This is a genomic window from Actinoalloteichus sp. GBA129-24 (assembly GCF_001941645.1).
GTDB lineage: Bacteria > Actinomycetota > Actinomycetes > Mycobacteriales > Pseudonocardiaceae > Actinoalloteichus_A > Actinoalloteichus_A fjordicus.
Map to the genome: position 1 here is coordinate 4,488,890 of NZ_CP016077.1, position 13,587 is coordinate 4,502,476.

The window sequence follows — 13,587 nt, forward strand, 5'->3', positions numbered from 1 at the left end:
ACGTCTCCACTACGACGCCCCGACTACGAGGCTCCGCGCCGATGCGGCGACGCGAAGCGCTCCAGCTCGTCTCTTGCCCTGGTCAACGCGGCGATGATCTGCGGGGTGGTGGTGTCGTCCCACCGGGCCAGCGGCGCGGTCACGCTCAGCGCGTCCTGCGTCTCCTGGCCTAAGCGCAGCGGAACCGCGATGCACGACACGCCCGGCTCGTTCTCCTCGTGCTCGCTCGCCCAGCCGCGCTCGGCGGCCAGCGCCAGCTCGGCGAGCAGCGCGTCGACGTCGGTCTGCGTGTCGGCGGTGAGTGCCTCGGGGCTGGGGCCGACGATGCGTCGGACCTCCGCAGGCGCCAGGCAGGCCAGCATCGCCTTGCCCAGCGCCGTCGCATGGGCGGGCAGTCGGCGGCCGATGGCCGAATACAGCCGAAGTGGATGCACCGACTCCCGCTTGGCGAGATAGACGACGTCGGCGCCGTCCAGCCTGCCCAGATGAACGGCCTCCCCGGTCAGCTGCGCGATCTCGTCGAGCGCCCCCTGACACCGGGAGGTCACCGGATCGGCGTCGACGTAGGCGGTGCCGATCTGCAGGGCGCGGACGCCGAGGGAGAAGCGGGTGCGGGAACCGTCCTGGGCGACCCACCGCCGGTCAAGCAGGGTGTGCAGCAGGGCATGCAGACTGGACTTCGGGAAGCCGAGGCGCCCGCGCAGCTCGCCGAGCGTCAGTTCGCCGTGCTCGGCGAGGCATTCCAGGATCTCCAGGGCACGATCCGCGGACTTGACCGGATGGTGCGGCCCGCCGCCGGACTCCAGTGCCATGAGAGGTGCTCCTCGTCTCGCGATGTCGCCGGTCCCGACCGGACCGCGAGACTCTTTCGCCGCACCGATCGATGCCGTATCTTCCAGAAATCTGACCATGGTTCACATATGTGGTCAATGTCGGCGGCAGCGGCGAATGGAGGACACATGTCCGACGTCATCCTCGAACCGAGGACCGGTCGGCGCAGGCAGCCGCGCGGTCGCCGTCGACTCCCTGGCTCGAACCCGATCCCCCGCACACACCCGATGCCGCGTTCGCACCGGGCGGCGCCGCGAACTCCGTCCGCACGATCGACCGGCTGCGAGGCACTCGGCGGGCTCGGCGCCGAACCGGTGCAACCGACGCCGTGACCGGCGGGCAGGCGGCGACCCCGTCCTGCCCCGCCGGACGACGACACCGACCGAGGATCCCGCAGCGGACGCGACGTCCGACCGTACTGACGGGGCCGCCGTCGACGTTCCCCCCACCTCTCCGAGGAGCAGGCCCCGACATCCCGCCGAGCCTGCACCGCTCCCGTACCGCTCGACGCGGTGACACGACGCAACGAACCGGCGCGATGACGCGCCTGCCACGACGACCGCAAGGCCCGACGAGCCGCCGACGACCAGAACCACGAGTCGACGGCGCGCCGAGGACGACCACCCGCTTCATCCGGCCCGCACCGGGCCGGAGCGACGACGCTCGCGGGCCTGCGGCCGGAGCGTGATCGGCAGTGAACTGAGCTGGAGGCAATGATGCTGAAGCGACGCGACGCCCTGCGAATACTGGGCCTGAGCGCGGTGCTGGGTTCGAGCGCACTCGGGCTCGCAGGCTGCGGTCGGTCGAGCGGCGGAGCGAACGGACCGCTGCGGGTGGCCATGGTCAATCATGTGTGGACCGACGCCGTTCGCTCGAAGATCGGCGAGTTCGAGGATCTGGCCGGGCGCCGGGTGCTGGTCTCGACGATGACCTCCGACCAGCTGTCGAACACCTACAACGTCAAGTTGAACGCCAGCGCCCCGGACCTCGACGTCATGATGTACCGGCCGCTTCAGGAACAGCTCCTGTTCGCCCGCAACGGCTGGCTCGCCGAACTCGACGACCTCCTGGCCGAGGACGCCGACTACGACTGGGCCGACGTCCAGGACGCCGCGAAGGACCGGGTGACGATCGACGGCCGGGTCTTCGGCGTCCCGGTGGTCACCGAACGACCGACGCTGTACTACCGCCGCGACCTCGTCGACGCGCCGCCGACCACGCTCACCGAGATGCTGGAGACGGCCCGCAGGCTGCACGACCCCGGCGCGGGCCTGCACGGCTTCACCGGTCGCGGTCAGCGGGCGGGCGCGGTGAGCATGTTCTCCAGCTACCTGTACTCCTTCGGCGGCGACTTCATCGTCGACGGCCGCTCCGGTGTCGGCACGCCGGAGGCGCTGGCCGCCTACGAGTACTACGGGCGGCTGCTGCGCGAGACCGGGCCGATCGGCTCGACCAACATGACCCTGGAGCAGATCACGCCGATCTTCGCCCAGGGCAAGGCCGTCTTCGCGATCGACGCCGACGCGGTCTATCAGAACTTCATCGACCCGGCGACCTCGCTGGTCGGTGACCGGACCGGTTTCGCCGCCTTCCCGGCGGGGCCTGCGGGCTCCCGTCCCTTCAACATCCCGTCCTGGGGGTTGACCATCAACGTGTTCTCCGAGCGCAGAGACGCCGCCTGGGAGTTCATCCGTTGGGCCAGCGGCCCCGAGATGACCCTGCGGCTGCAGAACGAGGGCGTGCCCAGCGCCAGGGACTCGGCCTGGGCGGACCAGGAGAGTCTCGCCTCCTTCCCGCCGGATCTCGCAGAGTCGATGGCCGCGGGCATCGCGACCGGAGTGGGAGCCGACCGCCCCGACGTCGTCCAGGTCGGCCGGGCCCGCGACATCGTCGGGCGGCCGATCGTGGCGAGCATCCTCGGCGACGACGTGGCCGCCTCCGCGCGGGACGCCTCCGAGGAGTTCGACGACTTCCTGGTCCGCGACGCACGGCAGAGGCAGCTCTGACATGGCCATTCGAACGCTCGAACAGGAGAACCGTCGTCTCAAGTGGACGATGCTGGCCCCGGCGCTGATCTTCATCGGCGTGATGATCGTCTTCCCGATCATCTATACCGTCTATCTCAGCCTGACCGATGCCTTCGGCGCGGTGAACGCCGACAGCTCCTTCATCGGACTGCTGAACTTCAGCGACGCGCTGAGCGACATGCGCCGGTTCTGGCCCGCCGTCGGCCGCACGGTCGTCTTCACCATCGCCGCCGTCGCGCTGGAGCTGACCCTCGGCCTGGCCCTGGCGATGCTGCTGCGCCGCCCGTTCCGGGGAATGCGCTGGGTCCGCACCATCATGATGGTGCCGCTGCTGGCCACGCCCGTCGCCGTCGGCGTGCTCTGGCTGCTCATCCTCGACCCGACCACCGGCATCGCGAACACGCTGCTCGGCTTCGTCGGCATCCCGCCGCAGCCGTTCCTCGGCTCGATCGCCCAGTCCCTGCCGACGCTGGTGCTCATCGACGTCTGGCAGTGGACGCCGATGATGACGCTGCTGCTGCTGGCCGGGCTGAGCACCCTGCCGAACGAGCCCGACGAGGCCGCGCTCGTCGACGGCGCGTCGCCCTGGCAGCGGTTCCGCCACGTCACGCTGCCGATGCTCACCACCACGATCATCACCGCGCTGGTCCTGCGCAGCGTCGACGCGCTCAAGACCTTCGACCTCATCTACGCGACCAAGGGGCCGGGCGGCGGGTCTAGCCACGAGGCCGAGACGCTCAACATCTACGCCTACGGGCTGACCTTCGACTACCAGGAGTACGGGCTGGCCGCAGCGGTCCTGGTCGTCTTCACCGTGATCATCGTCCTGATCGTCCTCGCGCTCCGGCGCCGTTCCGCGAAGGCATCCTGATGACCGCCACGCTGCCGAACCCCACGCCCGTCTCCGCCCCGTCGCCCGGCGTCCAACGGCACGTCCGACGACGGCGCACCCTCAACGGCCTGCGGATCGGTGGGATCGCCCTGGTCAGCGCCGTGTTCGCCGCGCCGTTGATCTGGATGGTGCTCGCCGCCTTCAAGACCAACGTGCAGATCGGCAATCCCGCGAACGCGGTGGTGTTCACGCCGACCACGCAGAACTTCCGCAACGTCTTCAGCGAGGGCGTGTTCCTGCCCGCGATGCTGAACTCGGCGATCGTCGGCATCGTCTCGACGGCGCTCTCCGCGATCATCGCGGTGCCCGCCGCATGGGCCATCGGGCGATTCGCCATGCAGCGGGCCGGAAACTGGGTGTTGATCGCACGCATCGTCCCGGCCGTGTCGCTGCTGGTGCCGTGGTACTACCTGTTCGCCCGGCTCGAACTGGTCGGCGGCTATACCGTGCTGGTGCTCAGCCACATGTTCGTCTCGGTGCCGCTGATCACCTGGATCATGATCGGCTTCTTCTCCTCGATGCCCCCCGAGCTGGAGGAGGCGGGCCGGGTGGACGGCCTCTCGGCGTTCGGCGCCTTCCGGCGGATCTCGCTGCCGCTGGCCGCGCCCGGCACCGCGACCGCCTGCGTGCTGGCCCTCGTCTTCAGCTGGAACAACTTCATGTTCGCCCTGATCCTGTCCGACGAGTCGACCAAGACGCTGCCGGTGGCGTTGTTCAACTTCATGTCCTACGCCAGCGTCGACTGGGGCGGGCTGATGGCGGCCTCCACGCTGATGAGCGTGCCCGTCATCCTCGCCGCCGTCTTCGGCCAGCGCTATCTCGTCGCCGGTCTCACCGCAGGGGCGACCAAGGGCTGAGATCGCCTGCCCGCACCAGGAACCGACCCGTCGGCAACTCCCACGAAAGGAAGCACATGCGGATCGTCAACGCCGAGGTCGTCGTCACCAGCCCCGGCCGCAACTTCGTCACGCTGGAGATCACCACCGAGGACGGAGTGCGCGGGTACGGCGACGGAACGCTCAACGGCCGGGAACTCGCCGTCGCGAGCTATCTGACCGACCACGTCGTCCCGCTGCTGGTCGGCCGGGACGCGCACCAGATCGAGGACACCTGGCAGTACCTGCATCGCGGCGCCTACTGGCGGCGTGGCCCGGTGACGATGGCGGCGATCGCCGCCGTCGACGTGGCGTTGTGGGACATCAAGGCCCAGGTGGCCGGGCTGCCCCTCTACCAGCTCCTCGGCGGGGCGAGCCGCACCGGCATCCGCGCCTACGGACACGCCAGCGGCCGGGATCTGCCGGAGCTGTTCGACTCGATCCGCGCCCATCTCGACGAGGGCTACAAGTCGATCCGCATCCAGTCGGCCGTGCCGGGACTGGGCACCATCTACGGCATCGGCGCAGGCACCACGACCGGCGGGACGGGCCGCTACGACTACGAGCCCGCTCGCCGTCACCCGGTCCCCACCGAGGAGGTCTGGGACACCCGCGCCTACCTGCGGCACCTGCCGACGGTGTTCGAGGCGGTGCGCAACGAGTTCGGTCCCGAGCTGCCGCTGCTGCACGACGTCCACCACCGGCTGACGCCGATCCAGGCGGCGAAGCTGGGCAGGTCGCTGGAGCCCTACGACCTGTTCTGGATGGAGGACTGCACCCCGGCCGAGAACCAGGAGTCGCTGCGCCTCGTGCGGCACCACACTACGACGCCGCTGGCGATCGGCGAGGTCTTCAACTCCGTCGTCGACTACCAGACGCTGATCCGCGAGCAGCTCATCGACTACGTCCGCTCGGCGGTCACCCACACCGGCGGAATCAGCCCGATGCGCAAGCTCTTCGACTACGCGGCGCTCTACCAGGTGAAGTCCGGCATCCACGGCCCCACCGACATCTCCCCGGTGGGCATGGCGGCCGGGTTGCATCTCGACCTGGCGATCCACAACTTCGGCATCCAGGAGTTCATGCCGCACAGCGCGGAGACCTACCAGGTCTTCCCGCACGCGTACACGTTCACCGACGGCTACCTGCACCCGGGCGAGACACCTGGTCTCGGGGTGACACTGGACCGCGAGGCGGCGGCGGCCTTCCCGTACGAGCCCGCCTACCTGCCGGTGAACCGCCTGCGGGACGGGACGATGCACGACTGGTGAGCCCGCGTCAGGCATCCGGAGCGGGCATCGAGGTCACGGCGCTCCTGCGGCGCCACCCGACGCAGGCGGCGCGGGCCGACTCGGGCCGGCCGATGCCTGCCACCGTGGCGTGGGCTCCTCTCGCATCGCCGGGGCACGTCGCCACGTTCACCACGCTTCTTCGCGGGGGCGGAGGGAGTGAGGGAACGCGGCGGCGGGCCCTGCTCGGCTGACCGGGCTCGCACCACTCGGCGGGATGGGCGCCGGACCACTCGGCCGCCGACTCGCCTCGGCCGACACGTGCGACGGCGAGCCGGGTCGGACGCCGCCGGGGCGATCCTGTCGGGCGGAGCCGACGTCGACTCTCCGGCCTACCGTCTCGTCCGGGGCGGTGATGGCGCGGCGCCCGGCGGGGAAGGTCGCCGGGCGACCGGTGCAGACCATGGCACGAGGGCATCTCGCACGAGGCAGGCCCGGCCCGGGGCTGCTCAGCCGACCGGGGAGAGCTGGACCGGACCGGTGAGATCGATCGCCCAGGGCACCTCGAAGTCGAGGCCCTCGCCGCCGTCGGGCAGGGTGAAGGTAATCCCGGTCGCAGCGTGACCGGGCCCGTCGGGCTCGGCCACGCTCACCAGGACGTCGGCCGTCCGCAGCTCGTCGAGTCGCACGACGGCGGTCTCCCGACCGGCCTCCACAGTGGACGCCACGTCCAGTGCCGTGCCTGCTGCGTCGTGGAACACCAGGTCCGTAGGCGCGCCGACGAGCGTGCAGGCCACGCCGTCGACCGAGGTGAAGACGATGCGGAAGCGCTCCTCCGCCACGACCGGCGACGGCAGCTCGATCACCTCGGCATCGACCTGCCCTGGCAGGCAGGCATCGACGGCGTCCGACGCCCGCTCGGCCGCGGCCGTCGACGTGTCGGCGGCGCGAACCGGGGCGAGTTCGCCCGTCGTCGTCCCGCCGATTCCGGAGTCCGACGGCAGACCCGGCAGGACGCCGCCGAACCCCCCGGCGAGAAGTCCGCCGACCAGCACGACGCCGATCGGCACCACGCCGATCCGCCCGCGTCGAGAGCCTCGACCGCTGGACGTCCGTCTCTTCAGGTTGTCACCGCTCATACTCCTCAAGACTCCGACAGCCCGAGGAACGCTGCATACTCGCGATCTCGATCACAGGCAGACAACCTCGGCGACGTGATCAGCGTGTCGTGGTCTGGGACCTGCCTTCTGCGAGGCGGTGCGGGCCTCGCCGTCCAGAGCAGACGAGGGATGCCCGATCCGCCGTCCCACGTCTCAACGACGCCGGCCCGCTGCGCAGGCCGCACCCGGCGGTTCCGAGCCACCGGGCCTGCCCGGCGCCCGGCCACCGCGGCCCTGCGACCACGCAAGCCCCGCCGCGCGCGGCTGCGTGGTCACGCCCGCGCCGCTCAGACCCTGAGCAACCCCCGCAGATGGCGCGCCGTGGCGCCCTCCCCCGTCGCGACGTGCTCCGGCGAGCCCTCGGCGACGACCAGGCCGCCGTCGGCGCCGCCGCCGGGGCCGAGGTCCACCACCCAGTCGGCCGCGGCCACCACCTCCATGCTGTGCGAGACGGCCACCACGCTGTGCCCCGCCGCGACCAGGTCGTGCAGCACCCCGGTCAGCCGCGCCACGTCCAGCGAGTGCAGTCCGGTGGTCGGCTCGTCCAGCAGGTAGAGGGTGTGTCTGCCGGGCCTGCGCTGCAGTTCGTTGGCGAGCTTGATCCGCTGCGCCTCCCCACCGGAGAGGGTGTTCCCCGGCTGCCCGAGCCGCAGGTATCCCAGGCCGACCTCGGCCAGCACGCGCAGCGGACGGGCGACGGGGCCGAGGTCGGCGAAGAACTCGGCGGCGTCGTCGACCGACATCGCCAGGACGTCGGCGATCGAGCGGCCCCGATGACGGACGGCCAGCGTCTCGGCGTCGAAGCGGGCCCCGTGGCAGACGTCGCAGGGCAGGAAGACGTCCGGCAGGAAGCCCATCTCCACGCGCACGGTGCCGTCGCCGGAACAGTCCTCGCAGCGGCCGCCGGGCGAGTTGAAGGAGAAGCGCCCGGGTTTGAAGCCGCGCCGCCGTGCCTCGTCGGTCTGGGCGAAGACCTTGCGGACGCTGTCGAGGATGCCGGTATAGGTCGCGGGGGTGGACCGCGCCGAGCGACCGATCGGCGACTGGTCGACCCGGATCACCCGGTCGATCGCTCCCAGCCCCAGCACCTCGTCGTGATCGCCCGGCGGCGGGGCGTCGCCGCCGAGCGCGCGTTCGGCCGCACGGCACAGGATCTCGTCGACCAGCGTCGACTTGCCCGCGCCGGAGACTCCGCTGACGGCGACCAGCATGTCCAGCGGCAGCGTGACGTCGACGTCCCGCAGGTTGTTCGCCCTGGCGCCTCGGACGACGATCTCCCGGCCGGGTCGCGGCGTCCGGCGCACCCTCGGCACGCCGCCGGGGCGCGCCGTGGAGCCGCCGGGATCGCGCAGGAAGCGGCCGGTCAGGGAGTCGGAGTCGTCGAGCAGCTCCTCGGCGGTGCCGGTGAACATCAGCCTGCCGCCCAGCTCGCCCGCGGCGGGCCCCAGCTCCACCACCCGGTCGGCAGCACGAATCACCTGATGGTCGTGCTCCACCACCACCAGGGTGTTGCCGACGTCGCGCAGCGCGCGCAGGGTGGCGATCAACGCGGCGGTGTCCTCCGGATGCAGCCCCACGGTCGGCTCGTCGAGCACGTACAGCAGGCCGAAGAGTCGGGTGCCGAGCTGTCCGGCGAGCCGGATGCGCTGGGCCTCGCCGCCGGACAGCGTCCTGGCGGGCCGGTCCAACGTGAGATAGCCGAGACCGACCTCGGTCAGGAAGGTCAGCCGGTCGGTGATCTCGATGACGGCCTGCTCGATCACCCGTCGATCGCGGTCGGCGACCTCCAGCCGCTCGAAGAACCGTAAGGCCGAGGTGACCGGCAGCGCGCACGCCTCGGCGATGCCGCGGCCGCCGACCCGCACCGAGGTCTGGGCCGGAGCGAGCCGACTTCCGCCGCAGTCAGGGCAGGCCACGGTGCGCAGATACGGCTCGGCCGGGTCGGGAGTGCCCTCCCCCGCCGAGGCGCGACGCCGCTCCAGCCACGGGAGCACGCCGAGGAAACGCGCCCCGGAGATCGGGCCCGCTCCCGACATCCCGGAGCCGTCCACCCCGTGCAGCAGGGCGCTGCGGAGTTCCGCAGGCAGGGTCCGCCACGGCGAGGCCGTGCTGCGACCTGCCCGTGCCACCAGGTCGGCGGCGGCCGACCGTTCGGCGGGCACGGTGCGCCACGGCGCCAGCGCGCCCTCGTCGAGGGAGCGAGCCTCGTCGGGGACCACCAGCGCCGGATCGACCTCGCGGGTGCTGCCCAGGCCGAGACACGCCGGGCACTGGCCGAACGGAAGGTTGAAGGAGAACGCGGGCCCCGACAGGTCCGGCAGCGGCGTGTCGTGGCCCGCCGGGCAGGCCTGGTCGACGAGTTCGGCGGCGCAGTCGGTGCAGTGGCCTCGGCCGACCCTGGCCCACAGCACGCGCATCAGGTCGTAGACCTCGGTCACCGTGCCGACCGTCGACCGGGGGTTCCTGGATGCCGAGGACCGCTGGTCCACGGCGACGACGGAGCAGAGTCCGTCGAGCCGGTCGACGTCGGGCTTGTCCATCTCGTTCATGAACTGCCGCGCGAAGCTCGACATCGACTGCACCTGACGGCGCTGCGCCTCGGCGTAGATCGTGTCGAAGGCCAGTGAGGACTTCCCCGAGCCGGAGACGCCGGTGAAGACGATCAGGCTGCGGTGCGGGAGGTCCAGGTCCACCCCGCGCAGGTTGTGCACTCGGGCGCCGCGTACCGAGAGACGGTCCGGGAGTGCGGGCGCCGAGACGAGGGCGGCGGGTGCCTCGGAGTCGACTGTGGTCATGACGATCCTTCCTGGGCGGAACGGGAGGCGGGATCGATCCACCGCGGGGTGTCGAGCCCCACATGCAAGGGGCCGCGGTGTGGTTCGGCGTCCCGAGCCACGCGGGGATCACGGTGGTCTCGGACGTCGAGGACTGATCCCCGGCGCGACGCACGCGCCTATTGCTCAAGTTTGAGTTTCGGACGAGACCCTGGCCGCTCGTCGGGAGATCGATTCGGACTGAAACCCTGACTCCGAGGGCTGCTCAACCTTGAGTTGACAGCCCGACTCCGCTGTGAGCACGGATCAGGGGGCTCCTCAAACTAGAGCATCGGGCCCGATCACACAAACTTGAGTAAGACCCCCGGAGATCGACGCCCGCACCCGGCGACCCCAGCGGGCACTGCCGACCGAAACCGCGACACGCCGACGGCCGACCGGCGCTCAGGCCGCCGTCCGCACACCGCAGGGATGCCGGGGTGCTCGGGTGTGGACCGTGCAGGAGCACCGACGCGGGTGAGAGCCGACGGCACGCGGGGCGGGCGACACCGGAACTCGGGAACGGCGGGTTCGGCGACACCGACGTCCTGGCCGGGGCGGCCCGGCCTGCCGACCTCGGTGGCGTCGAGTCACCCTCGGGCGCCGGGACTGCACAGCACCGAGACTAAATCGGACACCCAGCCCGCATCGGCACTACTCGGTCACAGGCACTGACCACCGCGCGCGTTGCCGGACAGGGTCCAAGTCCCCGGCGACCCGGCGGAGGACGGGCCGTCATCGACGAGCCGGTAGGCGCCGTCGGCCAGTCGAGCGATCAGTCGCCGGGTCCACTCGGCATCGCTGCGCGCCGTATGTCCTCGGAGGGCGGCCAGCTCTTCCAGATGAGCCTGACGGTCGCCGGGATCGCGCGACTCCGGGTCGAGCGGCAGCTCGGCGACTTTGACGTCCAGCGCGGCGAGCCGCTCCCCGAGCAGCGCGATCACCTCGTCGCGGGGCAGTGCGGGCATCAGTGCCAGCCCGGCGGCGAGCACGTCGGGACGGTGCTCGGCCTGCCGCAGCGCGTCCCGCAGCAGTCGGAAGAACTCGGCCTCGCCGTCCTGGGTCAGCTCGTAGTCGACGCGCCCCGGCCACTCCTCGATCTCGGTGGCCTTGAGGAGCCCGAGCTTCGCGAGCTGGCGCAGCCCGTGGTAGATCGAACCCCACTTGACGTTGATCCAGCCCTCGGCCGCCCACGAGGACAACTCGGTGTGGAGCAGGTAGCCGTGCGCCTTCCCGAACCCCCGCACCACGCCGAGGACCAGCAGTCGCGTCGCCGACATCGTCTCCCTGTTCGACCGAGGATCTCGCCGCGCACAGGCTAGACCAGCGGGGATCGCACTCGCCGGTCAGGAAGGCCGTCGGGGCGAGCACACCTGCCTGCCCCGACGGATCTCCGCGCGAAAGAAGGGGGTCAGCCTGCGTGTCGGGGACGCTGGGGCCGCGAGACCACGTGGTCGACGAAGCCGTACTCCAGGGCCTCCTGGGCGGTGAACCAGCGGTCCCGGTCGGAGTCCTTGGTGATGCGCTCCACCGTCTGACCGGTCTGCTCGGCGATCAGCTCGGCCATCCGCCGCTTCATCTTCGAGTAGACCTCGGCGCGGATCGCCACGTCGGACGCGGAACCGCCCAGGCCTGCCGACGGCTGGTGCATCAGCACCCGCGCGTGGGCGAGCACGTGCCGCTTGCCCGGCGTGCCGGAGGACAGCAGGAACTGTCCCATCGACGCCGCGAAGCCCATCGCGAAGGTGGCCACGTCGGGCTCGATCAGCTGCATCGTGTCGTAGATCGCCATTCCGGCCGAGACCGAGCCGCCGGGCGAGTTGATGTAGAGCGTGATGTCCTTCTCGCCGTCCTCGGCCGCCAGCAGGAGCAGCTGGGCGGTGATTCGGTTGGCGATCTCGTCGTTGACCTCGGACCCGAGGAAGACGATCCTCTCCTGGAGAAGTCGTTCGAACACCGAGTCGCTCAGGTTGAGCCCGGACCCGGCATGCATCTCGGGCGTCGAATTCTCCGTCATAGTCGCCTGTTTCCTCTTCCCCGCATCGAAGTCGATGGCACCGCACCTCGACCCTAGGCCCGGCTCCGCCGCGAGGTCGCCCTGTTCGCTCAGGGCAGGACGGAGTACGAACCGGACCGAACCCCGATGATCGCAGAACACCCGATGCGACGTGCGGGCGGCGCCGTCCGTCGACGAACCCGTCGGGGGCGTCGAGCCGCGACACGCCGTCGGGAGTCGGGCGGCGCGGGACGTGCGGCGCCGCGAGCACCCGGCCGAGGAGAGAGACCCGCGATCGGGGCGTCGTCGCCGAGGGCACGGTGGCGGATCTGGTCCTGCTCAACGCGAATCCGCTCGAGCAGATCGAGAACGTCGGCGACATCGACCGCGTCTTTCGGCGAGGCCTGCCGGTCTTCACTGCGCCGGATCGGCCGGTGCCCTTGCCGTCCGCCTACGCCGCGTCGGAGCCGGGAGTCCGCACGTTCACCGACGCCACCGGGACCACCGTCGCCGACGGCGTCACGATCCACTACGACACCACGCGGTTCGACGCCGAAGGAGTCCGTGTGCTCCGCTATGCCGACGCCGCAGGGGAGATCCTGCGCGGGCCGGCCGCCTCGCCACCGGTGACCTCCCGTCGCCCTCCCCGGCCGGGGCACCCGCTCAGGCGGCCGCACCGCGCAGCGCGTCCCGGCAGGCGCGCACGGCCGGATGCGCCCCGCTGCCCCGGCGGACGGCGGTGAACAGCCGGCGGCTGCCCCAGGGCTCGGGAAGCAGCGACAACGGCACGGTCGGCGGCCGGGTGGCCCACACCAGGTCGGAGAGCAGGGCGGCGCCGTGGCCCTGCTCGACGAAGCGGAGGCAGGTCAGCGCGTCGGCCGTCACGAAGCGGACGTCCGGCTCGAACCCGGCGGCACGACACAGCGCCATCGCCCAGCGCCGAGCCGCGTTGTCGCCGGGCTCCATGATCCACGGATGGGCGGCGGCCGACCGCAGCCTCGCGGCGGGGTCGGCTCCCTCGATCGGGAGCGTGCAGGCCAGCCGGATGACGTCGTCGCACAGGTCCTCCTGCTCGACCTCGATCGGCCGAGGCTCCGGATCGTGCGGGTACTCCTCGGCGAGCACCAGATCGAAGTCCCTGGCCAGCAGGGCGACCAGCGCCTCCTCCGGCTCGGACTGGGTCACCTCGACCCGCAGCCGGGGATGCGCGTCGCGAAGGGTCGTCAACGCCTGGGGCACCAGGGTGAGCATCGTGGTCTGGAACGCCGCGATCCGCAGCGTGCCCACCACCTCCCCCATGGACGCGGCCAGATCCGCCTCGGCCCGCTCCAGTCGCTCCAGCACCGCCTCGGCGTGCGCGACGAGGATCTCGCCCTGGGCGGTCAGCCGGACCCGCCTGCCCACCGGCTCGCGCAGCGGCACGCCGACCTCCGCCTCCAGCTGCGTGAGCTGCTGGGAGATCGCCGACGGGGTGTAGGACAGCGCCTTGGCCACCGCCGCGAGGGTCCCGCGATGGCTGAGTTCACGCAGCAGCCGGAGTCGATGAAGATCGAGCATGACGCCCCTTCTCCCACCAGGTGGATTGGTAAGCCAGGCTGACGACGAAGCCTAAATATCATTCACTTTACTGACGATCGGCTCGCCGGCAGCGTGGACGCCGTGTCAGACCAGCGACGACCGCCGCCACCGGCTACGCACCCCCCGCCGAGCACCGAACGACGCCCGAATCCGCCCCACGCGAAAGCCCCTCGCGGCGTCTCGACC

Annotated in this window: 10 protein-coding genes; 4 read left to right on the plus strand and 6 right to left on the minus strand. The window is 71.2% G+C overall.

The window, feature by feature from the left end; genetic code table 11:
• Positions 1-23 precede the first annotated feature (23 nt).
• A complete protein-coding gene (locus UA75_RS19310) occupies positions 24-812 on the minus strand; it encodes an IclR family transcriptional regulator (protein WP_075741445.1) in 789 nt (262 codons plus the stop codon).
• A gap of 732 nt (positions 813-1,544) precedes the next feature.
• Between UA75_RS19310 and UA75_RS19315 the strand changes: the two genes are divergently transcribed.
• The 4 genes from UA75_RS19315 to manD are packed head-to-tail and all read left to right on the plus strand — an operon-like array spanning position 1,545 to position 5,896.
• Positions 1,545-2,837, plus strand: coding sequence for an ABC transporter substrate-binding protein (locus UA75_RS19315; protein ID WP_075741446.1), 1,293 nt, complete (start codon positions 1,545-1,547; stop codon positions 2,835-2,837).
• A 1-nt stretch (position 2,838) separates the two neighbouring features.
• On the plus strand, positions 2,839-3,729 hold the full coding sequence (locus UA75_RS19320) for a carbohydrate ABC transporter permease (RefSeq protein WP_075741447.1): 891 nt from the start codon (positions 2,839-2,841) through the stop codon (positions 3,727-3,729).
• Entirely contained in the window at positions 3,729-4,607 is an 879-nt protein-coding gene (locus UA75_RS19325; RefSeq protein ID WP_075741448.1) for a carbohydrate ABC transporter permease, read from the plus strand. The genes UA75_RS19320 and UA75_RS19325 overlap by 1 nt, the downstream gene beginning before the upstream one ends.
• A 56-nt stretch (positions 4,608-4,663) precedes the next feature.
• On the plus strand, positions 4,664-5,896 hold the full coding sequence (gene manD / locus UA75_RS19330) for a D-mannonate dehydratase ManD (protein WP_075741449.1): 1,233 nt from the start codon (positions 4,664-4,666) through the stop codon (positions 5,894-5,896).
• Positions 5,897-6,363: 467 nt separating this feature from the next.
• Here the strand turns inward: manD and UA75_RS19340 are convergent, their stop codons facing one another.
• From UA75_RS19340 to UA75_RS19365, 5 genes are all read right to left on the minus strand, one after another.
• Positions 6,364-6,993, minus strand: coding sequence for a hypothetical protein (locus tag UA75_RS19340; protein WP_075741451.1), 630 nt, complete (start codon positions 6,991-6,993; stop codon positions 6,364-6,366).
• Positions 6,994-7,301: 308 nt separating this feature from the next.
• The gene (gene uvrA, locus UA75_RS19345) at positions 7,302-9,809 is read right to left on the minus strand and encodes an excinuclease ABC subunit UvrA (RefSeq protein ID WP_075741452.1); all 2,508 of its coding nucleotides are present in this window, start codon (positions 9,807-9,809) and stop codon (positions 7,302-7,304) included.
• A 680-nt stretch (positions 9,810-10,489) separates the two neighbouring features.
• The gene (locus UA75_RS19350; protein ID WP_075741453.1) at positions 10,490-11,107 is read right to left on the minus strand and encodes a PadR family transcriptional regulator; all 618 of its coding nucleotides are present in this window, start codon (positions 11,105-11,107) and stop codon (positions 10,490-10,492) included.
• Between the two features lie 131 nt (positions 11,108-11,238).
• A complete protein-coding gene (locus tag UA75_RS19355) occupies positions 11,239-11,844 on the minus strand; it encodes a ClpP family protease (protein ID WP_075741454.1) in 606 nt (201 codons plus the stop codon).
• A gap of 642 nt (positions 11,845-12,486) precedes the next feature.
• Complete coding sequence (locus UA75_RS19365; RefSeq protein ID WP_075741456.1) at positions 12,487-13,380, minus strand: LysR substrate-binding domain-containing protein; 894 nt, start codon at positions 13,378-13,380, stop codon at positions 12,487-12,489.
• Between the last annotated feature and the right edge of the window lie 207 nt (positions 13,381-13,587).